This window comes from Pseudoduganella rivuli (assembly GCF_009674485.1).
Lineage (GTDB): Bacteria > Pseudomonadota > Gammaproteobacteria > Burkholderiales > Burkholderiaceae_D > Rugamonas > Rugamonas rivuli_B.
This window is the reverse complement of record NZ_WKJJ01000005.1, coordinates 84,934-111,425: the sequence shown is the minus strand read 5'-3', so window position 1 is coordinate 111,425 and position 26,492 is coordinate 84,934. Positions and strand designations below refer to the sequence as shown.

At 62.2% G+C, this 26,492-nt stretch carries 26 protein-coding genes; 3 read left to right on the top strand and 23 right to left on the bottom strand.

The window, feature by feature from the left end; translation table 11 throughout:
* Positions 1-5: 5 nt before the first annotated feature.
* From rnc to GJ700_RS09375, 16 genes are all read right to left on the bottom strand, one after another.
* Positions 6-824, bottom strand: coding sequence for a ribonuclease III (gene rnc, locus GJ700_RS09450; protein WP_154373020.1), 819 nt, complete (start codon positions 822-824; stop codon positions 6-8).
* 6 nt (positions 825-830) lie between these two features.
* The gene (locus GJ700_RS09445) at positions 831-1,217 is read right to left on the bottom strand and encodes a DUF4845 domain-containing protein (protein WP_154373018.1); all 387 of its coding nucleotides are present in this window, start codon (positions 1,215-1,217) and stop codon (positions 831-833) included.
* Positions 1,218-1,229: 12 nt separating this feature from the next.
* Positions 1,230-2,150: a signal peptidase I gene (gene lepB, locus GJ700_RS09440; RefSeq protein ID WP_154373016.1), complete on the bottom strand. Its 921-nt coding sequence runs from the start codon at positions 2,148-2,150 to the stop codon at positions 1,230-1,232.
* Entirely contained in the window at positions 2,147-3,940 is a 1,794-nt protein-coding gene (gene lepA, locus GJ700_RS09435) for a translation elongation factor 4 (protein WP_154373014.1), read from the bottom strand. The genes lepB and lepA overlap by 4 nt, the downstream gene beginning before the upstream one ends.
* A gap of 226 nt (positions 3,941-4,166) precedes the next feature.
* Positions 4,167-4,415 carry a glutaredoxin family protein gene (locus tag GJ700_RS09430; RefSeq protein WP_154373012.1) on the bottom strand — a complete coding sequence of 83 codons (249 nt, stop codon included), beginning with the start codon at positions 4,413-4,415 and terminating at the stop codon, positions 4,167-4,169.
* 65 nt (positions 4,416-4,480) lie between these two features.
* A complete protein-coding gene (locus GJ700_RS09425; protein ID WP_154373010.1) occupies positions 4,481-5,983 on the bottom strand; it encodes a DegQ family serine endoprotease in 1,503 nt (500 codons plus the stop codon).
* Between the two features lie 228 nt (positions 5,984-6,211).
* Positions 6,212-6,808 (bottom strand): RNA polymerase sigma factor RpoE, encoded by a 597-nt coding sequence (rpoE, locus tag GJ700_RS09420; RefSeq protein WP_371867892.1) that lies wholly within the window; start codon positions 6,806-6,808, stop codon positions 6,212-6,214.
* A gap of 18 nt (positions 6,809-6,826) precedes the next feature.
* Positions 6,827-7,324, bottom strand: coding sequence for a protein YgfX (locus tag GJ700_RS09415; protein WP_154373008.1), 498 nt, complete (start codon positions 7,322-7,324; stop codon positions 6,827-6,829).
* Between the two features lie 61 nt (positions 7,325-7,385).
* The gene (gene fabF / locus GJ700_RS09410) at positions 7,386-8,630 is read right to left on the bottom strand and encodes a beta-ketoacyl-ACP synthase II (protein WP_154373006.1); all 1,245 of its coding nucleotides are present in this window, start codon (positions 8,628-8,630) and stop codon (positions 7,386-7,388) included.
* Between the two features lie 28 nt (positions 8,631-8,658).
* Positions 8,659-8,901: an acyl carrier protein gene (acpP, locus tag GJ700_RS09405; protein ID WP_154373004.1), complete on the bottom strand. Its 243-nt coding sequence runs from the start codon at positions 8,899-8,901 to the stop codon at positions 8,659-8,661.
* A 143-nt stretch (positions 8,902-9,044) separates the two neighbouring features.
* Positions 9,045-9,791, bottom strand: coding sequence for a 3-oxoacyl-ACP reductase FabG (fabG, locus tag GJ700_RS09400; protein WP_154373002.1), 747 nt, complete (start codon positions 9,789-9,791; stop codon positions 9,045-9,047).
* Between the two features lie 9 nt (positions 9,792-9,800).
* The gene (gene fabD, locus GJ700_RS09395) at positions 9,801-10,733 is read right to left on the bottom strand and encodes an ACP S-malonyltransferase (RefSeq protein ID WP_154373000.1); all 933 of its coding nucleotides are present in this window, start codon (positions 10,731-10,733) and stop codon (positions 9,801-9,803) included.
* Between the two features lie 127 nt (positions 10,734-10,860).
* The gene (locus GJ700_RS09390; protein ID WP_154372998.1) at positions 10,861-11,847 is read right to left on the bottom strand and encodes a beta-ketoacyl-ACP synthase III; all 987 of its coding nucleotides are present in this window, start codon (positions 11,845-11,847) and stop codon (positions 10,861-10,863) included.
* A 138-nt stretch (positions 11,848-11,985) separates the two neighbouring features.
* Positions 11,986-13,038, bottom strand: coding sequence for a phosphate acyltransferase PlsX (plsX, locus tag GJ700_RS09385; protein ID WP_154372996.1), 1,053 nt, complete (start codon positions 13,036-13,038; stop codon positions 11,986-11,988).
* Between the two features lie 148 nt (positions 13,039-13,186).
* The gene (gene rpmF / locus GJ700_RS09380; protein WP_028104096.1) at positions 13,187-13,369 is read right to left on the bottom strand and encodes a 50S ribosomal protein L32; all 183 of its coding nucleotides are present in this window, start codon (positions 13,367-13,369) and stop codon (positions 13,187-13,189) included.
* A gap of 201 nt (positions 13,370-13,570) precedes the next feature.
* The gene (locus tag GJ700_RS09375; protein ID WP_154372994.1) at positions 13,571-14,065 is read right to left on the bottom strand and encodes a YceD family protein; all 495 of its coding nucleotides are present in this window, start codon (positions 14,063-14,065) and stop codon (positions 13,571-13,573) included.
* 147 nt (positions 14,066-14,212) lie between these two features.
* On the opposite strand from GJ700_RS09375, the gene GJ700_RS09370 reads away from it, so the two are divergent.
* Complete coding sequence (locus GJ700_RS09370; protein ID WP_154372992.1) at positions 14,213-14,848, top strand: Maf-like protein; 636 nt, start codon at positions 14,213-14,215, stop codon at positions 14,846-14,848.
* Positions 14,849-14,852: 4 nt separating this feature from the next.
* Positions 14,853-15,590, top strand: a complete 738-nt coding sequence (locus tag GJ700_RS09365; RefSeq protein WP_154372990.1) for an SAM-dependent methyltransferase — start codon at positions 14,853-14,855, stop codon at positions 15,588-15,590.
* A gap of 43 nt (positions 15,591-15,633) precedes the next feature.
* Here GJ700_RS09365 and GJ700_RS09360 read toward each other — a convergent pair whose 3' ends face one another.
* The 6 genes from GJ700_RS09360 to GJ700_RS09335 all read right to left on the bottom strand — a co-directional run bounded on the left by GJ700_RS09360 (position 15,634) and on the right by GJ700_RS09335 (position 22,700).
* Positions 15,634-16,038, bottom strand: coding sequence for a hypothetical protein (locus GJ700_RS09360; protein WP_154372988.1), 405 nt, complete (start codon positions 16,036-16,038; stop codon positions 15,634-15,636).
* A 126-nt stretch (positions 16,039-16,164) separates the two neighbouring features.
* On the bottom strand, positions 16,165-17,430 hold the full coding sequence (locus GJ700_RS09355) for an EAL and HDOD domain-containing protein (protein WP_154372986.1): 1,266 nt from the start codon (positions 17,428-17,430) through the stop codon (positions 16,165-16,167).
* A gap of 148 nt (positions 17,431-17,578) precedes the next feature.
* On the bottom strand, positions 17,579-18,925 hold the full coding sequence (locus GJ700_RS09350; RefSeq protein WP_154372983.1) for a 23S rRNA (adenine(2030)-N(6))-methyltransferase RlmJ: 1,347 nt from the start codon (positions 18,923-18,925) through the stop codon (positions 17,579-17,581).
* A 150-nt stretch (positions 18,926-19,075) separates the two neighbouring features.
* Complete coding sequence (aceA, locus tag GJ700_RS09345; RefSeq protein WP_154372981.1) at positions 19,076-20,377, bottom strand: isocitrate lyase; 1,302 nt, start codon at positions 20,375-20,377, stop codon at positions 19,076-19,078.
* Positions 20,378-20,924: 547 nt separating this feature from the next.
* Positions 20,925-21,419, bottom strand: a complete 495-nt coding sequence (rraA, locus tag GJ700_RS09340; RefSeq protein WP_154372978.1) for a ribonuclease E activity regulator RraA — start codon at positions 21,417-21,419, stop codon at positions 20,925-20,927.
* Between the two features lie 66 nt (positions 21,420-21,485).
* Positions 21,486-22,700 (bottom strand): MFS transporter, encoded by a 1,215-nt coding sequence (locus GJ700_RS09335; protein ID WP_154372975.1) that lies wholly within the window; start codon positions 22,698-22,700, stop codon positions 21,486-21,488.
* A 112-nt stretch (positions 22,701-22,812) separates the two neighbouring features.
* On the opposite strand from GJ700_RS09335, the gene GJ700_RS09330 reads away from it, so the two are divergent.
* Complete coding sequence (locus tag GJ700_RS09330; protein ID WP_154372972.1) at positions 22,813-23,607, top strand: AraC family transcriptional regulator; 795 nt, start codon at positions 22,813-22,815, stop codon at positions 23,605-23,607.
* Positions 23,608-23,616: 9 nt separating this feature from the next.
* Here GJ700_RS09330 and GJ700_RS09325 read toward each other — a convergent pair whose 3' ends face one another.
* Positions 23,617-26,451, bottom strand: coding sequence for an ATP-binding protein (locus tag GJ700_RS09325; protein ID WP_154372970.1), 2,835 nt, complete (start codon positions 26,449-26,451; stop codon positions 23,617-23,619).
* Between the last annotated feature and the right edge of the window lie 41 nt (positions 26,452-26,492).

Here is a 26,492-nt window from a genome sequence, read left to right as displayed (position 1 = left end):
TTCTTTTACTGTTTGACTGCCTTGCCGTCTTTCGCCACTGAGGAGGCCGGTTCGTCGGCTTGCTCCGATTGCGCCTGAATCGTGGCGATGCCCGCCAGTTTCAATTGGGCGCCACGCTGGCGCGGCTTGCGTGCGGCGGCGGGCGTCTTCTGCATTGCCTGTTCTGCGACTTCCAGCGCCAGTTTGGCGGCAGCCTGTTCGCCGGCGCGGCGGCTGCCGCCCCGGCCATAGACCTGGATGCCCAATTTCGGCACCAGGCACTCGATTTCAAATTCCTGGCTGTGCGCCGCGCCATGGGTCGCTACCACATTGTACTGCGGGAGTGAAATTTTCTTCGCCTGCAGGAATTCCTGCAGTAAGGTCTTGGCATCCTTGCCCAGCGTGCGGGGATCGACGCTGTCGAGGATGGGGATATAAAACGCACGGATCACCTTGGCCGCGCTGTCGAAACCCGTATCCAGGAAGATTGCGCCAAGGATGGCCTCCAGGGTATCGGCCAGGATCGACGGGCGGCGGAAACCGCCCGATTTCAGTTCGCCCTCGCCCAGGCGCAGGAATTGCGACAATTCCAGCTTTTGCGCGATTTCGTACAACGATTGCTGCTTGACCAGGTTGGCGCGCAAGCGGGACAGGTCGCCTTCGTCGACGGCCAGGTAGCGCTCGTACAAAATCGACGCCACCACGCAGTTGAGGATGGAGTCGCCCAGGAATTCCAGGCGTTCGTTATGCAAACTGCTGTGGCTACGGTGCGTCAACGCCTGCAGCAACAGGGCGTCGTTTTGAAAGGTGTAGCTGAGACGGGTTTGCAATAACTGTAAATTCATGGGGTTTTATTCTGTTTTGGGCTTGGCGGCGGCTTGCCCCGATTTCGATGTGGTGCCGGCATATTCCAGCAACAGGCTGGCCGGCCCGGCCAGCGGAATCTTCTTGTCGTAAGCGAAGCTCACTTCCAGGCCGCCCTCTTCGCGCTCGATCAGCAAGTCCGAGCCGCGAATCGACGAGATGTAATTCACTTCGGCGCTTTTATCGAACGCCTTGATGATTTCCGCCGGCGTCGTGCCTTCCGATTTGGCTTTCACGATGGCGCTCTGGATCGAACGGTACTCCGAATACGTGGGCAAGACTTTCGCGGCCAGCAAACCAACCATGCTGAGCACGGCAATGGCCAGAATCAGGCCGACCAGGGAAATACCTTGTTGCTTGTGCTTGCCGCGCATCTTGCGCCCTCCTTATTGGATGCTGCCAATCCGTTTCAATGGGTTGCCGAGGTTCATCCAGACAAAGAATGCTTTACCAACAATATTCTTGTCCGGAACAAAGCCCCAGTAACGACTGTCCGCGCTATTGTCGCGATTATCGCCCATCATAAAGTAATTGCCGGCAGGCACAACACACGTGAAGCCTTCGTAGCGATAAGTGCACGCTTCGCTGTGCGGGAAATCTTTCACATCCGACAAGTTCACGGTGGGCGCCGCTTCCGTGACGATCACGCGGTGTTCGGTGCCGGTCAGGTTTTCCTTGAACTGTTTCGAATACGTGAGGCTTTCCTCGTTCAGGTAATCTTCCAGCGCCGTGTATTCCACCGGCTTGCCATTGACGGTCAGGCGTTTGTTTTCATACGTGATCTTATCGCCCGGCACGCCGATGACGCGTTTGATGTAATCCTGGCTCATATCGCGCGGATACTTGAACACCATGACGTCGCCACGCTTCGGATCGTTCAGTTCAACAATTTTCTTGTTGATGATCGGCAAGCGGATACCGTAGGTGAACTTGTTCACGAGAATCAGGTCGCCCACTTGCAAGGTCGGCACCATCGACATCGACGGGATCTTGAACGGTTCGTACAGGAACGAGCGCAGGAAAAACACCAGTGCGATCACCGGGAAGAAACTGCCGGAATATTCCACCCACGTTGGCTGGCGCAGGTTGGCCGCTTCGATTTCCGCACGGCTGGTGGTGTTATCGAGCTTGATGCCGTCGGCCGTCAGCTTGGCCGAACGCGCATCATATTCCGCCAGTGCACGGTCCGCCGCGGCGCGGCGCTGCTTGGCAAGATAAAACACATCCAGGCACCAGATCACGCCCGTGATCACCATCAACACGAACAGGATCAGGGCGAAGTTGGTCAGTAGAGCTTGCAAGGTCATTTCTCATCCACTTGTAAGATGGCCAGGAACGCTTCTTGTGGAATTTCCACCGAGCCCACCTGTTTCATGCGTTTTTTACCGGCTTTCTGTTTCTCCAGCAGTTTCTTCTTACGGCTGACGTCGCCGCCGTAGCACTTGGCCAGCACGTTCTTGCGCAGCGCCTTGACGTTTTCACGGGAAATCACGTTGACACCGATGGCTGCCTGGATCGCCACGTCGAACATCTGGCGCGGGATCAGTTCGCGCATCTTGGCGGCGACCTGGCGACCACGGTAGGCACTGTTGGAGCGGTGCACGATGATGGCCAGCGCGTCGACTTTTTCGCCGTTGATCAGCATGTCGACTTTCACCACGTCCGATGGACGGTATTCCTTGAATTCGTAATCCATCGACGCATAGCCGCGCGACGTGGACTTCAGCTTGTCGAAGAAGTCCAGCACGATTTCACCCATCGGCATTTCATAGACCAGTTTCACCTGGCGGCCGTGGTAGCTCATGTCCATCTGGACGCCGCGCTTGCCGATACACAGCGTGATCACGGAACCGACATACTCTTGCGGCATGTACAGGTTGACCGTGACGATCGGTTCGCGGATTTCCGTGATCTTGGTGGTTTCCGGCATGCGCGACGGGTTGTCCACCTTGACCACGCTGCCATCGCGCATGACCACTTCATACACGACGGTCGGCGCCGTGGTGATCAAGTCCTGGTCGAATTCGCGCTCCAGGCGCTCCTGCACGATTTCCATGTGCAGCAAGCCCAGGAAGCCGCAGCGGAAGCCGAAGCCCAGCGCCTGCGACACTTCCGGCTCGTACATCAGCGCGGCATCGTTGAGCTTGAGTTTTTCCAGCGCGTCGCGCAGCGAATCGTACTGGTTGGCTTCGACCGGGAACAGGCCGGCGAACACCTGCGGCTGGACTTCCTTGAAGCCCGGCAGCGGTTCCGGCGCCGGCTTGGTCGCCAGGGTAATGGTATCGCCCACTTTGGCGGCGGCCAGTTCCTTGATGCCGGCAATGATGAAGCCCACCTGCCCGGCCGACAGTTGCGGCAGCGAGACCGAACGCGGCGCGAATACGCCCACGTCGTCCACCAGCTGCACCGAGTCGGTCGCCATCAGCTTGATCTTGTCTTTCGGACGCAGCGTGCCGTTGACCACGCGCACCAGCATCACCACGCCCACGTAGGCGTCGTACCACGAGTCGACGATCAGCGCCTGCAGCGGCGCTTCCGGATCGCCCTTCGGCGGCGGCACTTTGGCAATGATGGCTTCCAGCACGTCGTCCACGCCCATGCCGGTCTTGGCCGAGCAATGCACGGCGTCGCCCGCCTCGATACCGATCACGTCTTCGATTTCCGCGATCGCGGTCGGTGGATCGGCGTTCGGCAAGTCGATCTTGTTCAGCACAGGCACCACTTCCACGCCCAGGTCCAGCGCCGTGTAGCAGTTCGCCACGGTCTGCGCTTCCACGCCCTGCGACGCGTCGACCACCAGCAGCGCGCCTTCGCAGGCCGACAGCGAGCGCGACACTTCGTACGAAAAGTCCACGTGGCCCGGGGTGTCGATCAGGTTCAGGTTGTACACCTGGCCGTCGCGCGCCTTGTAGCTCAGCGCAGCGGTCTGCGCCTTGATGGTGATGCCGCGCTCGCGCTCCAGATCCATCGAATCGAGCACCTGCGCTTCCATTTCGCGCTCGGACAAGCCGCCGCACAGCTGAATGATGCGGTCGGCCAAGGTCGATTTACCGTGGTCGATGTGGGCGATAATGGAAAAATTGCGTATGTTGTTCATTAAACAAATCTAAAAAAGGACGGCCGCCATCACGGCGGTGACAGGCTAACTCCGGATAAAAGCGGTTGCCAGCAATACAAAAAGCGCTCTGAACGGGGCATACCTGCCCCTGGCGAGCGCTTTTGGGTATCACAAGGCAGCTTTCCAACCCTCGCATTTTACCGGATTTCAGAGGGGAAAGCCGGGATTTCGACGGGTGCATCGCTGCAAAATGTTATTTCAACGGCTATTTATTGCCCTCCAACACCCTTTTGACGGCATCTTCGTTCAAAAAATAGTGGCACAGCTCAGGTTCGTCGAGATTGGCGAATAACACCGGCACCAGCTCGTCGAAACGCGCCACCAGGGCGTCGTCCGCGTCGACGTCGATCACGTCGACGGTAAACGGGCGCTGCGGGGTTTGCAGGGCGTTGAGGGCGTCCAGCATGTCCTGGCACAGGTGGCAATAGGAGCGGGAATACAGGGTGAAGTGCATAAAGCCTGAAGGGGAAGGCGGTCCGGCCAGGCCGGACCGCCGGGTACGATGGTTGATATTGCCGTTTATTTCGACGAAGGGGTTGGACGCAGCGAAATGAATTGCGCCACTTCACCGCGGCGCACCAGCACCACGTGCGACTTCTTCGGATCGAGCTTGGCCACGGCCGCGTTGAATTGCTTGGCGTCGCGGATCTCGATGTTATTCAATTGCAGCAGCACGTCGCCGGCCTGCAAGCCGGCGCGGGCGGCCGCCCCTTCGGCCGCCACCACCACCACGCCCGCATCCAGGCTCAATTCCTTCTTCTGCGCGGCGCTCAGGTCGCTGACCTTGAAGCCCAGCGCATTGGCCACTTCCGGCTGCGGCTTCTCGGCGGCGCCAGCTTTCGCGGTTTTCTCGCCATCCAGTTCCAGTACGGTGACCGGCAAGTCCAGTTGCTGGCCCTTGCGCCACACGGTGACGGTCGCCTTCGAGTCGAGCGGCGCGCTGCCGATCATGCGCGGCAAATCGCTGGAGCGGTTCACGGCGGCGCCGTTGAACTTGATGATGATGTCGCCGGCCTTGATGCCCGCCTTGTCGGCCGGGCCGCCCGGCTCCACCAGGGTCACTTCGGCGCCCTGCGTGTTTTTCAGGCCCAGCGCTTCCGCCACTTCCTTGCCCAGCTCGCCGATGCGCACGCCGATGCGGCCGCGCGCCACCTTGCCGGATTTTTTCAACTGTTCGGCCACGCGCATCGCTTCATCGATTGGAATCGAGAACGAAATGCCGTTATAGCCGCCGGACAAGGTCGCGATCTGCGAATTGATGCCGATCACTTCACCCCGCATGTTGATCAACGGGCCGCCCGAGTTGCCGGGATTGACCGCCACGTCGGACTGGATCAGCGGCAGGTAGTCGCCGGTATCGCGCGATTTTGCGGAAATGATGCCGGCCGTGACCGTGTTTTCCAGGTTGAACGGCGAACCGATCGCCACCACCCACTCGCCCACGCGGATCTTGCTGGAATCGCCGATGGTCAGGCTGGGCAGCTTGCTGCCTTCGATTTTCAGCAGCGCCACGTCGGTGCGGGTATCGGCGCCCAGCACCTTGGCCTTGAATTCGCGCTTGTCGGTCAGGGTCACGTACACTTCATCGGCGCCGTCGACCACGTGCGCATTGGTCAGCACATAGCCGTCCGCCGACGTGATGAAACCGGAACCGATGCCGCGCTGAATTTCGTCGCCCTGCTGCGGCGCATTGCGGCGGCCACGGGGGCTCTGGCCTTGCGGGCCGCGCGGCGTGGGAATCTGGCCACCAAAGAAGCGGCGCAGGAATTCCTGCATTTCCTCCGCGTCGACTTGGCCCGGCGCATTGTTTTGCAACTTCAGGCGCTCCGTGGTGCGGATATTCACCACCGCCGGCCCGACCTTTTCAACCATGTCGGCAAAGTCGGGCAAGCCCGCGACGGAAGAGGAAGCCGCTTGCGCCGCGGGAGCCAGGCCGGCCATGGCGGGAGCGAACAAAATACCTGCGCTGATCATCAGCGCGGACAAAGTGGTGCGAGTACCAGTCGGGAAAGTCGTTTTCATTGGCAGGAAAGTTCTAGTTTTGGATTCGGTTCAATGCGGATCACAATGCGCCCGGTCGGGACATGGTAAGCGAAATCCCGGCGTGCAGCGCACACAAGATGTAGCAATGTGCAAGTTTTTTCAAGGGGTCGGTTGACGCAACGCGCTGCGTGTTTGCATGGCAGCAGCGGCTGCTGCTTGCCGGGCAACCGCTGCTGCCAGCCGCGCAGTGCGCACCCGGCCGATACGCTACCAGCGCCCTTCCGTCATCTTGTCGATCACCGGCTCCAGCCGCTCCGCAATGACTTCGCGCGCCCGGAAAATCCGGCTGCGCACGGTGCCGAGCGGACAATCCATGATCAGCGCGATTTCCTCGTAACTGAGCCCTTCCAGTTCGCGCAGCATGATGGTGACCCGCAGCTCCGCAGGCAACGCTTCCATGGCGGCGCTGACGGTCAGCGCGATCTGCTTGCTGGCCAGCACCGATTCGGGCGTATCGTTGTCCCGCAACTGCTCTTCCAGCGCGTGGACTTGTTCGCGCGACTGGGCTGCCGTGGCATTCACCCGGTGCGTTGCGCTGGCCAGGTAATGGCGTGCGGTATTGACGGCGATGCGGTACAGCCACGTGTAAAACGCGGCATCGCCACGGAAGAAACGCAGTGCGCGGTAAGCCTTGATAAAGGTTTCCTGCACCACGTCTTCCGCTTCGGCCGGGTCGCGCACCATGCGCTTCAGCAGGCGCGTCAACCGGCGGTGGTATTTCACCACCAGCACGTCGAAAGCGCCGCGATCGCCGGCCTGCGCCCGCTCGACCAGCAACTGGTCGCTTTCGCGTTCTGTCGTCACCGCGTCCCCGTAAAGGTTTCACAGGTCCCTGGCGGCGCAAGCCCGGCATGCCACCGATAATGAACGGAAAGCGCCTGGCGCCACGCTGTCCGGCAATACCAGCAGGCGCACGGTACGGCCATCAGCCAGGCGCAGCGGCAATACCAGCAATTGCGGCCACAGCACGGCGCCCGGCAGCAATACTGCCGGCATGGCGACGGGAACACTGTGGTTCAGGTATACCGCCACGCGCAGCATGCCGTTATCCGAAATATCAATCCGGCAGCCCTTGTCATTTGCGCACGCCAGAGGCGGGTGGCACAACGCTAGCAAGCCCGTCAGCACAGCCAGCCAGGCCAGCGGTGCTTCAGGCGGCCAGAGCAGCAGCGGCACGGTGCAGACGGACGCGCCGAACCCTGCCTGCAGCCAGCGCAGGCAACGGGACGGACGCACGACCAGCGACACGGCAATGCCCATGGCGATGCCCGATGACGTGAGTGGAAAGGTGGGGACGTAAACGACAATGGCGCCGGACAAGCCGGCGCCATTTTGCGTCCGCCCCGTCGATCAGACCGGAGCGGCGCAGATTAGTTCAAACTCAGATCTTGCCGAATACCAGGCTGCCGTTCGTTCCGCCGAAGCCGAACGAGTTTTTCACGGCGTACTGGATCTTCGCGTCCCGCGCCACATTGGCGCAGAAGTCCAGATCGCAGGCAGGGTCCTGGTTGAAGATGTTGATGGTCGGCGGGATCACTTGATTGTGAATCGCCAGGACCGTAAACACGGCTTCCAGGCCGCCGGCGCCGCCCAGCAGGTGGCCGGTCATCGACTTGGTCGAGCTGACTACAAGTTGCTTGGCGTGGTCGCCGAAGGTGCGCTTGATGCCAACGACTTCGGCCTGGTCGCCCAATGGGGTCGACGTGCCGTGGGCGTTCACATATTGCACCTGGTCCGGATTGAGTCCGGAGTTTTTCAGCGCTGCAATCACAGCCTTGCTGCCGCCGCTGCCGTCTTCCAGCGGCGACGTCATATGGTAGGCGTCCGCGGTCATGCCGAAGCCATGGACTTCCGCATAAATCTTGGCGCCACGGGCTTTGGCATGCTCGTACTCTTCCAGCACCATCACGCCGGCGCCTTCGCCCAGCACGAAGCCGTCGCGGTCCTTGTCCCATGGACGGGACGCGGTTGCCGGGTCGTCATTGCGGGACGACAGGGCGCGGGCCGAAGCGAAACCGCCCATGCCCAGCGGCGACACGGTCGATTCCGCACCGCCGGCGACCATCACGTCGGCATCGCCGTACTCGATGAGCCGCGCTGCCGCGCCAATGCTGTGCAGGCCGGTGGTGCACGCTGTCACGATGGACAGGTTGGGACCACGCATGCCGTACTTGATGGACAGATTGCCCGAGATCATGTTGATGATCGAAGCAGGAACGAAGAACGGCGAAATGCGGCGCGGGCCGCGCTTGTCGTAATCCGCTTTTTGCTCTTCGATCATCGGCAGGCCGCCGATACCGGAACCAATGATCACGCCAATGCGGTCAGCGTTTTCCTCGGTGACGACCAGGCCTGAATCCTGGACCGCCTGAATGCCGGCCGCCATGCCAAAGTGGATAAAGGTATCCATATGGCGCGCCTCCTTACCGGGGATGTAATCCTCGATATTGAAGCCCTTTACTTCACCTGCAAAGTGAGTCGAAAAAGGCTGCGCATCAAACTTGGTGATGTTGGCGATCCCCGACTTACCCTCAACGACAGCGCTCCACGCTTCGGCAATCGTATTGCCGACGGGAGACACACAGCCGAGGCCGGTGACCACTACACGACGGTTTTTAGAACTCAAGCGATTCTCCTGGAGTGGATCGGGACGCTTAGGCGGCCTTAACGTGCGCGGTAGCGTAGTCGATAGCTTGCTGCACGGTGGTGATCTTTTCTGCTTGTTCGTCAGGGATTTCCATTTCGAACTCGTCTTCCAGTGCCATCACCAGTTCAACGGTGTCCAGCGAGTCAGCACCCAGGTCGTCAACGAAGGACGATTCGTTTTTGATGTCTGCTTCGGCGACGCCCAGTTGCTCAGCGACGATCTTTTTTACGCGTTGTTCGATATCCGACATGTTATGGCTCCATTTTGTTTGTTACGGAAAGCGCGCATTTTATCAGGTTTGCGCGCTGAAAAACTAATTTCAGCATGTGGTGCTATTTAGACTGAAATCATTACTAAATGACGACAATGCACGAATAACTCCGTGCATCTCCATCAATTCATGTACATGCCGCCGTTCACGTGCAAGGTCGTGCCCGTGATGTAAGCGGCCTGTGGCGAGGCCAGGAATGCCACCGCCGCGGCGATGTCTTCCGGCTTGCCCAAGCGGCCCAGCGGAATCTGCGTCAGCAGCGCCGTGTGCTGGTCGTCGCCCAGCGCCTTGGTCATATCGGTATCGATAAAGCCGGGCGCCACGCTGTTGACAGTGATGTTGCGGCTGCCGATTTCACGGGCCAGCGCGCGCGTCATGCCTTCCACGCCGGCCTTGGCGGCCGCGTAGTTGATCTGGCCTGGATTGCCGGCCGACGCCACCACGGACGTGACGTTGATGATGCGGCCGGTCTTGGCCTTCATCATGCCGCGCAACACGGCGCGGGCCAGGCGGCCCACCGACGTCAGGTTGGTCGCGATGACGTTATCCCACTCTTCATCTTTCATGCGCATGGCCAGCTGGTCTTGCGTGATGCCCGCATTGTTGACCAAGATGCCGACGGCGCCATAGGCCTTGGTGATGTCGTCGATGATGGCGGCGCAGGCCGGCGCATCGGTCACGTTCAGCACCATGCCTTTGCCGGCCTCGGCGCCGATCTCGGCCAGGTAGGCGGAAATCGCTTCCGCGCCCGCTTCCGTGGTGGCGGTGCCGATCACGCGGGCGCCTTGGCGGGCCAGTTCCTGCGCGATGGCCTTGCCGATGCCGCGCGATGCGCCCGTTACCAGGGCGACTTGATTCGACAGAGTCATGTAATTCCTTTATTTATATGCCGCGATGATGCTGTCCAGCGTCGCCTGATCGTAGATCGCACTGCCCACCAGGTTGCCGTCGATGCGCTTGGCCAGGCCCATCAGGACCTTGCCCGGACCGCATTCGATCACTTGCGTGATGCCGTCGGCCGCGACCTTCTGCATCGATTCCACCCAGCGTACCGGGCTGGCCGCCTGGCGCACCAGCGCATCCTTGATGGCGGCCGGGTCGTTGACGATGGCGACGTCGACGTTGTTAATCAGCGGGATTTGCGGCGCGTTGAACGTGATGCCGGCCATGTAGTCGCGCAGGCGGTCCGACGCCGGCTTCAGCAGCGACGAGTGGAACGGCGCGGACACCGGCAGTTTCAGCGCGCGCTTGGCGCCCTTGGCCTTGGCCAGTTCGCAGGCGCGCTCCACCGCGGCAACGTGGCCGGCGATCACGACTTGTGCCGGCGCATTGAAGTTGACGGGCTCGACCACTTCACCGCCTGCCGCTTCCGCGCACGCGGCGCGCACGTCGTCATCGGACAGGCCAAGGATGGCGGCCATCGTGCCCTGCCCCACCGGCACGGCTTCCTGCATCGCCTGGGCGCGGAAACGCACCAGCGGCACCGCATCCTTGAAGGCGATCACGCCGGCTGCCACCAGCGCGGAATATTCACCCAGGCTGTGGCCGGCCACCACGGTCGGTACGGGGCCGCCGGCGGCGATCCACGCGCGGTACGCCGCCACGGCGGCGGTCAACATGACCGGTTGCGTGTTGGTGGTCAGGTCCAGTTCTTCCTTCGGGCCTTCGGCCATCAGCTTGCCGATGTCGAAACCCAGTGCATCGGACGCTTCGGCGATGGTCTGCGCCACCACCGGATTACCGGCAAAGCCATCCATCATGCCGATGGCTTGCGAACCCTGGCCTGGGAATACAAATGCAAATTTACTCATATCTGTCTCGTTCTTGTCTGATTGTCAGGACTACGGCGTGCCATGGTAGGGCAACTGCCTTAGCCATCCCAACCTTTAGAACTCTAATTCTAAAGAGATCGGTATTTTACCGCGCCGGTGGCGGAAATCACATCTTTGCCAGGACCGCGCCCCACGTGAAGCCGCCGCCAACACCTTCCATCAGCACGTTATGGCCCTTCTTGATGCGGCCATCGCGCACGGCGATATCGAGCGCCAGCGGGATCGACGCGGCCGACGTATTGCCGTGCTGATCCACCGTGACGACCATTTTTTCTTCCGGCATGCGCAGCTTTTTCGCCGTGCCCTTCATGATGCGGATGTTGGCCTGGTGCGGGATCAGCCAGTCCAGCTGCTCCGCCGTCATGCCGGCGTGATCGAGCGCTTCGTTGGCGACCTGCTCCAGCACGGTCACGGCCAGCTTGAAGACCGCCTGACCATCCATGTACAGGTACGAACTGCCGGCCACGGCGCCACCGGCCAGGTTGCCCGGGATGCTGAGGATGTCCGCATGGCGGCCGTCCGCATGCAGCTTGGTGGCCAGGATGCCCGGCTCTTCCGATGCGCTGAGGACGATCGCGCCCGCGCCATCACCGAATAGCACGCAGGTGGTGCGGTCTTCGAAATTCAGGATGCGGGAAAATACTTCGGCGCCGATCACCAGCACATTCTTGTGCACGCCGGCGCGGATGAACGCATCGGCCGTCGACACGGCATAGACGAAGCCGCTGCACACGGCTTGCACGTCGACTGCCGCGCTGTGATTGGTCATGCCCAGCTTGCGCTGCACGATGCAGGCGGTGCTGGGGAAGCTGCCGAAGAAGTCGGGCGTGGAACTGGCGACGATGATCAGGTCGATCTCGTCGGCTTTCAGGCCGGCCATTTCCAGCGCATTGCGGGCCGCATGGGCGGCCAGGTCGGATGAATTCTGCTCGGGTTCGGCATAGTGGCGCGCCGAAATGCCGCTGCGGCTGACGATCCAGTCGTCCGAGGTCTCGATGCCCTTGGCCGCCAGTTGCTCGGCCAGGTCCTGGTTGGTCACGCGTTTTTCAGGCAGATAGCTGCCGGTGCCTATAATTTTGCTGTACAAAGTCATGCCGTTTCATCCAATGATATGTGGATACCGGCCTGAAGGCCCGGCACCCAGGTTATCCAGATATTCGGGCCGGCGTATTGCAAGGCGTTCCCGGCCGGTTGTCACACCGGCCGCTCCCTGGAACGGCACTTCCCTGCGTTACGCCTGCTCTTGCGTTGGTTCCGCACCGCGCGGCATCAGCTCGGCGATCATGGTCGCCAACTGGGCCTGCACGTCATTTTTTGCTGCCTCATACGCCCGGCGCAGCGCCCATTCGAACGCGTACGCATCGGCCCCGCCATGGCTCTTGAATACCAGGCCGCGCAAGCCCAGCAGACCAGCGCCGTTATAACGGGACGGGTTAAACTTGTTTTTCATGGCCTTCAGCGCGCCGCCGGCAATCACGGCGCCCAGCATGGTCAGGAAGTTGCGCTTGAATTCCGTGGTGATCACGGTTTTCATGAAGTGGCCCAGCCCCTCCATCGCTTTCAGCGTCACGTTGCCGACAAAGCCGTCGCACACCACGACATCGACGGTTCCCCGGAAGATATCGGTGCCTTCCACGTTGCCGTGGTAATTCAGCGCGCCGCGCTCATGGTCGGCCTGCAGCAGCTTGGCGGTGGCTTTGACCAGTTCATTGCCCTTGATATCTTCGGTGCCGACATTGAGCAAGCCGATGGTGGGTTTTTCAATCCCCTCCATTGCGTGCACCAGCACGTACCCCATGATGGCGAACTGGTGCAAATGGTGCGGTTCGCAATCGACATTCGCGCCCAGGTCGAGCATGTAGGTGGGGCCGCCCTTTTCGTTGGGCAAGATACTGCAAATGGCGGGACGGTCGACACCCGCCATGGTTTTCAGCACATAGCGCGACACGGCCATCAGCGCGCCGGTATTGCCGGCCGAAACAGCCGCTTGCGCCTTGCCGTCTTTGACTTGCTCGATGGCGACGCGCATCGACGAATCTTTCTTGCGGCGCAGGGCGACTTCCAGCGGGTCGTCCATGGTGACTTGCTCGGAAGCGTGCTGGATCGTGATGCGCGACTGCGACTCGGCGCCGTGTTTTTTCAATTCCGCGCGGATAACGTCTTCCAGGCCTACGAGGATCAACTCGACATCAGGCATTTGCCTGGAAAAGGAAATGGCAGCCGGAATCGTGACCGACGGGCCATGATCGCCGCCCATGCAGTCGATGGATATTTTTATTGTCATGTGGGACAGATGCGGGGCCGGAACGGGTTGCGTTCAGTCCTGCTGGATACAGATGACGGGCTGGAAACCAGCCGAAAGAAAAGAAAAAAGCGGCGTAACGTCAGTCAAGCTCACGTCGCACCGCCTTTATTCTGGGTAAAAACGCCGATTACTCGTCGTTTTTGGTCTTCAGCACTTTACGGCCACGGTAGAAACCGTTAGGGCTGATGTGGTGACGCAGGTGCGTTTCACCGGTGGTTGGCTCGACTGCCAGGTTTGGTGCAACCAGGAAATCGTGCGAACGGTGCATGCCGCGCTTGGATGGGGACTTCTTGTTCTGTTGAACTGCCATGATGACTCCTAATACAAAGTTCTAAGATTCTAACACATTCGACCAGCAAATACATGCGAATCGAGTATCCATGCGGCAAATGGTTAGTAAAACAATTAGTAACTTAGCCACTTGCCAACGCCTACTTTTACTACTTACTACAACGATGCCAATACTCGATACTTGCACGCGTCTGACACGTCTTTTACAACTTCAATTCAATTATTTTTTCAGGTTCTTCAAACCTGCAAACGGCGACTGCGCATCGGACTTCAACGAGTCGAGCAGCGACGTATCGGGACATACTTCGTGGCGGGGCGTGTGCGGCAATGCCAGCAAGGCCTCATCTTCCACCAGGTACATCAAATCCATATCGCGGGCGCCGACGATCACGTCGACCGACTCATCGTCGATAATCTCTTCGATTTCATCCGCATTTGCATCGTCCTTGCCCAGCATCAGCAGGGTCGACGAATGTAATTCATGAGCAAACGGCTGCATGCAGCGCTGGCACACCAGTTGCACCGTACCACTGGTCGACAGACGCAACTGCGGGAAGCCATGCTTGCTGGTGCCGCCTTCGGCTTTCCAGGCGATCTCGCCGGTGGCGTCCGCGGTTTCCTTGGCCAACCGGGGCATCTCGGCGACCGGCGTCACGCCGTCGCGGTTTCCATTGGTCCGACAAAATTCAAACGCGTCGATCACAAAGGCAGTCATTAGCAGCATTCCCCGGAAAACCTGCGATAATAGCAGGATTTTCAGCGATGTGCCCGTTTACCGGCACATTTTTATTTGCCGCCGCGTTTGTGCCGAATCACAGCGCACAGAGCATATAACAAAACATTGCGTGGGGCCAGTAAACCAATGCCGATTATTCAAAATTCCCCTCCCGACAATTCCCCCCGACTTTTTCCGGGACTCGTGCTGGCGTCCAGTTCCGTCTACCGCCGCGAACTGTTGAGCCGCTTGCAACTGCCCTTCACCGTGGACGTGCCCGACATCGATGAAAGCCCCCTGCCGGGCGAGACGCCCAGCGCCACCGCGCTGCGGCTGGCCCGCGACAAGGCCGCGGCCGTGGCGACGCGTCATCCGGGTGCGCTGGTGATCGGCTCCGACCAGGTCGCCACGCTGGACGATGAACAGATCGGCAAACCCGGCACCCATGCGGCCGCGCTGACGCAATTGCAGAAAATGCGGGGCCGCGACGTGATTTTTCATACGGCGCTGTGCCTGTGGGATGGACGCAACAATTCCGCGCAGGTGGAAGACATCCGGACCACCGTCACGTTCCGCGATTTGCCCGACGCGGAACTCGATGCCTACCTGCGCATCGAACAACCATATGACTGCGCGGGCAGCGCAAAAAACGAAGGATTGGGCATCGCCATCCTCGAACGCATTGCCACCGACGACCCGACCGCGCTGACCGGCTTGCCGCTGATCGCGCTGACCGGCATGCTGCGCGCCGCCGGCGTATCCTTCTTCAACCTTGCACACTGACCCCATGACCGGCACCCTGTTCCTGATTCCGAATACCCTGGGCGACACTGAATCGCTGTCGCACGTCATCCCCGAACACGTGCAGGCCACCACGGCCGGCCTCGTCAACTTCGTGGCGGAAAACGCCAAGACCGCGCGCGCGTTCCTGAAGCTGGTCGGCGCGAATTACCCGCTGGCCAGGCCCATGCAGGAAATCCGCATCAGCGAGCTGAACGTCAATACGCCGCCCGCCGCGCTGAAAGGGTTATTGGAACCATTGCTGGCCGGTGAAGATGCGGGGCTGCTGTCGGAAGCCGGCGTGCCGGCCGTGGCGGACCCGGGCGCGGACCTGGTGCGCCTCGCACACCAGCACAATATTCCCGTGCGCCCGCTGGTGGGGCCCTCGTCGCTGCTGCTGGCGGTCATGGCCAGCGGCCTGAACGGCCAGAGCTTCGCCTTCAACGGTTACCTGCCCACCGATGCGGCGCTGCGCACCAAGCGTTTAAAGGAACTGGAAATCCGCTCGCGCCACGAAAAACAGACGCAACTGTTTATTGAAACGCCGTACCGCAACGGCGCCATGCTGGAAGCCATCACGGCCAGCTGCCACGGCACCACACTGGTCTGCGTGGCCACCGACATCAGCTTGCCGGGCGAAGCCATCCACACCATGACGGTGGCGCAATGGAAGAGCCAACTTGGCGCCGGCAAGACGCCGGATTTCCATAAAAAACCGACGGTATTCCTGATACTCGGTCAATAAGGCAGGGACGGCGCCGCCAAGCCCCGGGGCGGTAATGCGGCGCTTACGGCTTGCGCTGCGCCCGCTCCTTCAGCAGCGCGTCGCGGTCCTTGATCCGATACAGCTTGCCTGCGCAGCGCTTGTTGACCGCGAACAAGCGCGCATTCAATTCAACTGAATCCTTGTTGAATTGCTCGCCCCTGGTGTTGATTTCCGCGACGCGTGCGTTGAGCGTCGCCATCTCCGCATTGAATGCGGCGACCGCCTGTTCATCGCCACGGTCGACCTCGGGCTGCCGGGCCACCAATGCCTGCATCTCATCGTGGAAGCCCTTCAACTCCGCCTCATGACCGCGTATCCACGCATCACGGGCCGCCAGCAAAGGTTTGAGCGCTTCCCCATCATCCATGCAGGCGCGCAATTCTTCTTTGGCGGAATACAGCGTGGCGGGCGCAGCCGCCAGTGCCAAAACAGGCGCCAGGCAAACGGCAGCCGCAAAAATACGAACGAATGAGGGCATGATGCATACAATAATTTCAACGGGGCATCATGCTATCAGATTTACAACGCCTGCAACACATGTGGCATTCATGCGTCAGTGCAAACCCGTCCGGTACTCATTGACCCAGTCATATGCCGCGACCTGTACCTCGAACAAATCGGCAGGCTCCATTTCCAGGTTCGCCAGCAGGTCGGCCATCTCTCCGCTGTCGCCGGCCCGCTCCACGTGCTCGATCAGTGACAGCATGTCGCCATATTCGCCGCGCCGGTACAGCAGCGCGGCGCGCACGTCGTCGATCACGTTGACGCTGTCCAGGATCTCTTCCATCGGCACGGAAAACAGCGTGTTCATCAGCGACATGATGCCGACCGTGAAGCCGATGTCCGCGCCTGTCCGCTGGCCGGGATGCAGGCGTTCCATCATGAGTTCCATCATTTTGCCGCGGGTGGTGGCCATCAGCAGAAGCGGCGAATCGAATTCCTGCCTAGGCCCCGTCTTTACATAGAGCAGTATCTGCAGCCACCGCTGCAATTGCCGCCGCCCCAGGACAATCAGCGCATGGCTGACGGAATTGATGCGAAAGCGCGCCCCGACCGCCGGTGTATTGACCAGGCGCAGCAAATTCAATGTGATCAGGGCATCGTGTTTGACGCTGCGTTCGATTTCCTGCTGGTCGGCATCGGTATTGAGCAAATTCAGCAAGTGCAGGATTGCCAGTTGCGATGGCTCGATCTTCTTGCCGCTGAGGATGACGGGGCGGGCAAAGTAATAGCCCTGGAAGTATTCAAAGCCGAGGTCCATGCAGTGCTGGTATTCCTCGATGGTTTCCACCTTTTCCGCCAACAGTTTTTGCGGCGAACTTTTCAGGCTCAGCGCCAGCGCATCGAGGTCGGCGCGGGACATGTCGTGAATATCGACCTTGATCACGTCCGCCATCGGCTGGAATTTCTGCACATCTTCGCTGTGGTGGATCACATCGTCCAGCGCGAAGCGGAAGCCCTGCTCTTTCAATTCCTGCACGCGCGCCAGAACGTCCGGCGTGGCATGCACGGTTTCCAGGATTTCCAGGATGACCTTGTCCGTGGGCAGGAAATGGATGAAGTCACTCATCAGCCCCACTTCGTCGACATTGACGAACGCCATCTGGTCGCCCACGACCTGCTCCATGCCCAGTTCGCTGGCATGGGCAATCACGGACGCCGTGGCAGTGGCGTCATCCGTAACGTGGGCCGATTCCGCATCGGCGTGGCGGAACAGCAATTCATAGGCAACCAGGCGCTGGCTGCGATTGAGGATGGGTTGTCGCGCCAGGTAAAACTGGTTCGCGATGGCAGGAGAAAAGTCTGCAGGCGTGGTCATGATCGGCCCCAATCCGCTCGTTGATCGTTCCGCAGCGGCGCTGCGCCGCGGCGTGGAAGGCGGACCGGGCACAGGCTTTGTCGTGCCCGGTTAGTACTAGCCTATACCTAAAAATGCAGTCATGACAACACTTTTCGTTACAATTTTTTTAACCCTTGCGCGGGCCGTTGCGCGGCCCCGACGTGCGGCCCGTGCCGGCAAACGGTTTGCCGGCCGGACGGCCACCCCGCCTGCCCGCGCCGTCGGCCGCGCCGGAACCACCCATGCCGGAAGGACGGGCGTCGCCACGCGGGGCACGGCTTTCATTGCCGCCTGCCCGCTCAACCGGCGGACGCGCGTCGCGCATGCGTTCGCTGCCCGGACGGCCGCGGTTGGCGCCATCGGCGCCCGCACCGGCGCTGGCGGCGCGATCCCCCCCCGGGCGTTCGCTGCGGGCCCGATCGGAACCGGGACGTCCGCTGGCGCCACGCGCCTTGCCGCCGCCATAGACGCTGCCGGCATCCCCCTGCGGCCGGCCGGAACCGGCGCGCTGGCCGCTGCTGCGCGGCGACGCGGCCGCGCGCGGGCCATCCGCGTGGGGCGACGCCGTCAGGCGCGGCGTGGTGGCGGCCAGGCCGGATTCCAGCACGAACGATGCGCCCGCATCGACGCCCAGCACGTCGACCAGGTAAGGCATCACCTGCTTCAGCGTGGCTTCCAGCGTGTACGGCGGATTAATGATGAACATGCCGCTGCTGTGCAAGCCGCCAAAGCCGTCCGGCCCCGGGGTGCGGATCGTCAGCGACACGTTCAGCCATTCCGTGCCCGGCATGTGCTTCAGGCGTTCCGCGAAATTGCGCGCTTCGATACGCTGCAGGATCGGATACCAGACGGCGTACATGCCGCCCGGGAAGCGCTTCAGCGCTTCGTGCAGCATGTCGGACACTTTGCGGTAATCCTGCTTGTCTTCATAGGGCGGATCGCACAGCACCACGGCGCGGCGCGACGGCGGTGGCAACAGCGCTTTCAGCGACTGGAAGCCGTCGGCGCGCGTCACCAGCGCGCGCTGCCCGCGCACGGACGGGCGCTGGCCCTGCGCCGCCGCGTGTTCGGCCAATTTACGGAAATTATCGGTCAACAGCTTGAAGTCGGCCGGGTGCATTTCATACATGCGCAAGCGGTCCTGCTCACGCGCCACCTGCTCCGCGCAATAGGGCGAGCCCGGATAAAAGCGCAGCTTGCCGCTGGGGTTCATCTTCTTGATCAAGTCGACGTACTCGGCCAGCGCTTCCGGCAAGTCGTCGCGCTCCCACAGCGGGGCGATACCGGTGGCCGATTCGCCGCTCTTCGCCGCATATTCCCCGTCCAGCTGATACACGCCCGCGCCCGCGTGGGTATCGATATAGGTGTAGGCAGTGTCTTTCCGGTTCATGTATTGCAATAACTGGATCAAGACAAAGTGCTTCAGCACGTCGGCGTGGTTGCCGGCGTGGAAAGCGTGGCGGTAACTGAACATGGGATTTTTCCTCTTGGTGGGTGATGCTTCAAGGGGGCCATTATACAGGGGCGATCCCCGGCGCCTTCATGCAGAAAAGGCCGCGGACCAGCGAGGGGACTGGTCCGGCGGCCTGTGAATTGGCTGGCGGGGCCCAGCCGGCGCGTGTCGTCAGGCGACTTTCCTGGATCCGTCAAAGAATTGTTCATCCTCCGTCGAACCATGCAGCGCCGTGGTGGAGCTCTGTCCCTGCTGGATGGTTTGCGTGACCGCATCGAAGTAACCGGTACCCACTTCGCGCTGGTGCTTGACGGCCGTGAACCCCTTCTCCGCCGCGGCGAATTCCGATTCCTGCAACTCCACGAAGGCCGACATCTGGCGCCGCGCATAGCCATGCGCCAGGTTGAACATCGAATAATTCAGCGAATGGAAGCCGGCCAGCGTGATGAACTGGAATTTGTAGCCCATGGCGCCCAGTTCGCGCTGGAATTTCGCGATGGTGGCGTCGTCGAGGTTTTTCTTCCAGTTGAACGATGGCGAGCAGTTATAGGCCAGCATCTTGCCGGGGAATTGCGCGTGCACGGCTTCGGCGAATTGCTTGGCAAAGACCAGGTCCGGCTTGCCCGTTTCGCACCACACCAGGTCGGCATACGGCGCATAGGCCAGCGCGCGGGAAATCGCCTGTTCCATGCCGGGACGCACCTTGTAAAAGCCTTCCACCGTGCGCTCGCCGGTGCAGAACGGCTTGTCATTGTCATCCACGTCGGACGTCAGCAAATCCGCCGCTTCCGCATCGGTGCGGGCGATCACCAGGGTCGGCGTGCCCATCACGTCGGCCGCCAGGCGCGCCGCCGTCAGCTTTTCCACCGCTTCACGGGTCGGCACCAGCACCTTGCCGCCCATGTGGCCGCACTTCTTGACGGATGCCAGTTGGTCTTCGAAGTGCACACCGGCCGCACCCGCTTCGATCATGGATTTCATCAATTCATAGGCGTTCAGCACGCCGCCAAAGCCCGCTTCCGCATCGGCCACGATGGGCGCGAAATAATCGATGTCGTCCTTGCCTTCCGACCACTGGATCTGGTCGGCGCGCTGGAACGTGTTGTTAATGCGGCGCACCACCATGGGCACGGAATTGGCCGGATACAACGACTGGTCCGGGTACATTTCCCCGGCCAGGTTGGCGTCGCCCGCCACTTGCCAGCCTGATAAATAAATCGCCTTCAATCCCGCTTTGACTTGCTGCATGGCCTGGTTGCCCGTCAGTGCGCCCAGTGCATTGACAAAGGGTTCGGTGGTGACCAGCTTCCACAGCTTGTCCGCGCCCTGCCGCGCCAGCGTATGTTCTATTTTCAGCGAGCCGCGCAGGCGCACCACGTCCGCAGCCGTATAGCTGCGGGTGACGCCTTTCCAGCGTGGATTCGTGTCCCAGTCTTGCTGCAGTTCGGCGATTTGCTGTTCACGGGTGGCCATGGTGTTCTCCTGTCGATGTCGGATACAAAGTGAAGTCTGTTATAGACATGGTAGGCGCTGTTGTTCACCGCAGCAATACTCTTATATAAGACATATAAGCAAATTTGTTTCATTTAAAAACAATGATTTATCACGAACTTTTCATGATTCGGAATGACATTTCTTGCTTTGGAAGGAAGGTCATGCGGCATGGCCGCATAGGTTTCCACGATATGAAACCGGCATTCCGTGAAGTGAAAACGCGGTGAAGCAGAGGCGCGCTTTCCTATTTGAAACTATAATTTCTAAATAGGAACTAAAATTAGCGTAGGAAAATACAATGAGACATTAGGACAGGCTCTGCTATCCTGAACTCACCAAGAACAACACACCCAGAGCAGCCGGCGGCACGATGTGAAGACTGAATGATGTCGACGCCAGCGGACATTCCGCTACGGATATTCGGCCATCACCACGTCCCCGGCCCGCTCCACCGCCCGTCCGGAAGGGAAGTGTGAGCGCATCGCCGCACCATGGATACCCATTGGTGCGGTTTTTGTTTGTGCGCTTATTTCAGCTTGCCGCGCGCCACCAGCACGCCATCCGCATCGGCATAAATCCAGTCGCCGGGGCGCACCGTCACGCCCGCGATCTGTACCTGCGGATTGACGTCGCCAACGCCCTTCTTCGCACTTTTTTGCGGATGGGCGCCGAGGGCGCGCACGCCGGTGGCGCAGGCGTTGATTTCATCGGTGTCGCGGATGCAGCCATAGACCACGATGCCGGCCCAGCCATTGTTTTGCGCCAGCAAGCCCAGTTGGCCGCCCACCAGCGCGCGGCGCATGCTGCCGCCGCCGTCGATCACCAGCACCTGACCGTTGCCCGGCTGTTCCAGCGCGGAGCGCACCAGCGCATTGTCTTCAAAGACTTTCAGCGTGGCGGCCGGCCCGCAAAAGCGCATATGCTGTCCATAATTGTGGAAGACCGGCGGCAACACGGCCAGCTCGCCGTTCTCCAGCAATTCAGCGTTGTCGTCGCACAGGTCGGTCGTGGCAAAACTCATGGCAATACCCCAAAGTTGGTAAAAACTTCAGGGTACGCCGAACCGCCGATGCGCGGCAATCTTTCGTCAGGCTTTTTGCAGGCGCAGGGCGCGGGTGTTGCCGCCCACCCCCACCGCCGTGGCGATCGCCATGGCCTGGAAGATGCCGATGCCGACAAACAGCCAGCCCGGACGCCCCGCATCCATCAGCGCGCCAAACAGCAGCGGCGCCACCGACAAGCCGCTGTCCAGCCCCGAATACACGACGCCGAACACGCGGCCGGTGGCGTTCGGCGGCGCGGCCGCCTTGATCATCAGGTCGCGCGACGGGCCCGCAAGGCCGGCGGCAAAGCCGATCGCCCCCATCAGCACGAACGCCAGCCAGGCCGGCACGGTGGCCGACGCCAGCACCACGGCCAGCAGCGCCGCCAGCGTGAAGGCGAACGCGATGGTCTTATCGTGGTCCTTGCGGCCCGCCGCCAGGAAGCCGCCCAGCACCATGCCGACCGCCGACGCCCCCATGTACGCCGTATAGCTGGACGTGGCCATGGCCAGCGACATGCCATACAGCGACACCAGCGCCGGCGACGCGAAGCTCTGGATGCCGCCCAGCGCCAGCGCCGTCACGAAGAAGAAGGCAAAGCACATCCACACGGATTTCAGGCGCAGGAAGTCCAGCGAGCCGCCGCCCTTGGCATGCGCGTGGCGGACGATCGGATTGGGACGCAGCGCCTGGCGGTTCAGCACCAGGATCGCCAGCACCGCGAACGGCAGCGCGGCGGCGCACAGCAGCGCCGTGCGCCAGTCCGACAGCGTGGTAATGGCCGTCATGAACAGCGGCGACAGGGCCCAGCCGATATTGCCGCTGATGCCATGCACGGAAAACGCGTGCGCCATGCGCGCCGCCGACACGCGCTGGTTCAGCAGCGTGTAGTCGGCCGGATGGAACACGCTGTTGCCCAGGCCGGCCAGCATGGCGCCGGCGATCAGCACCGGGTATTGCTGCGCACCGGCCAGCACCAGCGCCGAGACGCCCAGCAAGCCGACGCCGGAAAACAGCACGGCGCGCGCGCCGAAGCGGTCGACGACAAAGCCGGCCAGTGTCTGGCCGATGCCGGAGACGACGAAGAACACCGTCATCAGCAAGCCCACTTCCACGTGGGACAGGTTGAACTGGGGAATCAGCCACGGAAACAGCGCGGCCAGGATCACGTGGTAAAAGTGGGAAATGCCGTGCGCCAGGCCCACCAGGCTGATCACACGCACGTCGGAGCGCCATGTGGCGCTATCAGGGGAAGACATCGGGTTGCTCCTGTTGCTATTGAATTTTATTGGATGACTGCAACCAGTGTAAGCAAAATTGCCGCGTCTGAATTAAGATGGAAAGACATCCTTTGTCGCAAAACCGCCAACCATGCCCGTCCCCATCGTTACCCATACGGATCCCAACCTGCCCGGCCCCTACCCGAGCGAAGCCCGGCCCGTGACCTTGCGCGCCCGCGACCTGGGCGTCGCATATCAGATGGAGCCGCACCGCCACCTGTGGGGCCAGGTGACGTTCACGCTGGAAGGCGTGGTGCGCGTCACCGCCAACAACAGCAGCTGGATCGTGCCGCCGCAGCGGGCGATCTGGATTCCGCCCGATATCGAGCATGCGATCGAAGTGCTGGAAACGGCGCGCCTGCGTCCCTTGTTCGTGCTGGCCTCGCGCTCGCCCTTCCCCGGCCAGGAATGCAAGGTGCTGGCCGTCTCGGGGCTGATGCGGGAAATGCTGGTCGCGCTGGAACAGCTGGACCCGGCCGACCAGGGCACGCGGGCCACCCTGCTCTGCGAATTGATCATCGATGAAGTGGCGCGCCTGGCCACGCGCGCGATCCGCGTGCCGCTGCCGGAAGACAAGCGCCTGGCCAGCCTGTGCGCCGCGCTGATCGCCGATCCCGGCATGGCGCACACGCTGGGCGGCTGGGCCGGACAGGTGGGCGCTTCCGAGCGCACGCTGGCGCGCTTGTTTGAAAAGGAACTGGGCATGACGTTCGGCCAGTGGCGCCAGCAAGTGCGGCTGGCGCATGCGGCGCCGCTGATTGCGCGCGGCGTGCCGCTGGCGCAGGTGGCCGAACAACTGGGCTATGCCAGCCAGTCGGCGTTTTCCGCCATGTTCAGGAAAACTTTCGGCACCACGCCGTCCGCGTTCTTTGCCGACGCGGCGTAGCGCGGCCCGCTATGACAGCTCGTCCAGCAAGGCGCGGGCCTGCAGCAAGTCACGCGTGGCGTGCCCTTCGCTGAAGCGTTCATAGGCCGCCTGCAATGGCGCCAGCGCTTCCCCGGTCCGGCCCTGCGACTGGCGCAACCGCGCCAGGCTGATGGCGGCGCGTAATTCCCAGGCGCCGGCGCCCTGTTCCCGCGCGACGTCCAGCGCGCGCTGGAACAACTGGCCCGCCTGTTCCGGCGAACCGCCGCGCCGCAACGATTCGCCCCAGCTGCGCAGCACTTCCGCGCAACTCCAGCCGGCCTGCCCTGCGTCGGCCCGTGCAATGGCGCGCGCGCTCAATAGGCGCGGGTGCAGCGTCGCCATCACGTCCACCTGCATGTCGCCGCAATAAGGGCTCTGGTGCAGCGCCGACACGGCGGGCCCGGTGACAACCTCCGCCGCGGCATCGCCGTCATGCAGCAAGCGCTGCGCAACGGCGAACCCTTCACCCCAGAAATGCCAGTGCGGCAGCGCGCAGCGCTGCGAATGTTCCAGGATCAGGTCGGTATAGCGGCCCGCTTCCTGCGCGTCGCCGGACCAGGTGGACACCGTGCAGCCCAGCAACAGCGCGAAGCACAGTGAAATGCCGTGGCCGACCCGCAATGCATCGTCCACGCACTGCCGCGCCACGTGCGCCGCCTGTTCCGGATAGCCTTGCAGCCACAGTACACGCCCCTGTATCGCCAGCGTGGAAATGTGCTGGTCGAACTGGAACCCCCGGTGCAACGCGTGGCGGCGGTGGCTGAGCGGATGGCGCGCCACGTAATCCACGTGGGCGCGGGCGCGCTGCTGGTGCCCCAGGTAATGCATGCTGCGCGCCAGCATGCGCGCATGGCCGACTTGCGCCAATTCGCCGCCGTGGGCCGCCGCCGCGCCATAGCGTTCCGCATAGGCCAGCGCCGCGTGGTAATCGCCGCCGAAAATCGCATCGGTGTAGCAGCCCCACAGTGCGGCCATGCGCGCTGCGCCATCGCCGAGCCGATCCGCCAGCGCCAGTGCGCGCGCAAAGGCATCGGCACGGCGTGCGCTGTCGACCTGTTCGCCCACGTGCACCAGGGCGTGGCCCATGGCCAGCTGCAAGCGCATTTCCGTGCCCGCATCGATCCGCAGCGCGCCGCCCCGCACGCGCTGCATGGCATGTTCGAGCCGGCGCCGGTATTCATCCATCAGCGACAGCTGGTACCACAAGGTGGCGGATGCGGCGCACAGGCGCAGTCCCAGCGCAAAGCGGGCGTCATCGTCCTCGTTATCCTCATCGCCAGCGGCGCCCAATGTCCAGTCCAGCGCGGCCCGCACGTGGCCGATGCTGCCGCCAAAACGCGCCAGCCACTGCACCAGCGGCAACTCGTCGAACAGGCCTTGCGCCTGTTCCATCAATGCACAGCAGCGCTGCGCATAACGCCGCGACACCCGGTCCAGTTCACCACTGGCGCGCAATTTATCGAGTGCGTAAGCGCGCGTGGTGCCCAGCAGGCGGTACAGCGTTTCGCTGCCGCTGCTGTCCACGCTGAGCAGCGACTTGGCGGCCAGGTTGGCAATGCTGTCGATGACGAAGTCGCGGTCCGCCTGTTCGCAGCACACCACGTCGATGGCGCAATCGAGCCCGAACGGCGCGCGGAACACGGCGAGACGCCGCAGGATCGCCTGCTCCAGCGGCGGCAGCATGTCGTAGCTCCAGTCGAGCGTTGCGCGCAACGTCTGGTGGCGCGGCAGCGCCGTGCGGCGGCCCCGCGTCAGCACGGCAAAACAATCTTCCAGCCGCGCCGCCAGGCCGTGCACGCCAAAGAATTCCGCCCGTCCCGCCGCCAGTTCGATGGCCAGCGGGATGCCGTCGAGGCGGCGGCAAATGTCGGCCACGCAGGCGGCATTGTCCGGCGTGAGGCGAAAGCCATCCATGCCATTGGCTGCGCGCTCGGCAAACAATTGCACGGCGGGACTGGCGGCCAGCGCGTCGGCATGCGCCGCATGCGTGGCGTCCGGCAGCGCCAGCGGCGGCAGGCGGTGCACGCATTCGGCTTCCGCGCGCAGGGGTTCACGGCTGGTGGCCAGGATGCGGATACCGCTGGTATCGCGCAGCAGGCGCTCCGCCAGCGCGGCCGCCGCATCGATCACGTGTTCGCAATTGTCGAACACCAGCAAGGCCTGCACACCGCGCAAATGCGCGACCAGTCCCGGCACGGGATCCTGCGCCAGCGCCGGCACGCCCAGCGTCAGCGCCAGCGCGCCCCCCAGTTGCGCGGCATCGGCCAGCGGCGCCATATCCAGCAAATGGACGCGCCCGCCCCGGGCCGCGCAGCGTGCGGCGATGGCCAGCGCCACCGATGTCTTGCCCATGCCGCCCGGCCCCGCCACCGTCACGAGCCGCCCCTGCGCCAGCAAGTCTTCCAGCCGCAGCAAGGTGTCGTGACGGCCGAACAGGCGCGGCTGCCGGGGCAGCGGCATGGCGGGGGCCGGCGCGGCAATTGCCGCATCAGCGGAGGAAGACACGCGCCGCACCGGCGCCACGAAGCTGTAGCCCCGCCCCACCACGTTGTCGACATACGGCTGGCCGCTGTCGTCATGCAGCGCCTTGCGCAGCGCGGCAATATGCACGCGCAAGTTTCCCTCTTCCACGAAGGTTTGCGGCCAGACGCGGGCCAGCAACTCATCCTTGGCGATCACTTCACCCGCCCGTTCCACCAGTGCCAGCAGCAAGTCAAAGGCGCGGCCGTGCAGGCGCACGGCGCCGCCGCTGCCATACAGCGCGCGCTCGGCCGGCACCAGCCGGAACGAGCCAAACAGGAACACGGTGTCGGGAGGAAGCATGTCGTTAAAACATGTAGGAATGCAAATTATTTGCTTAACAC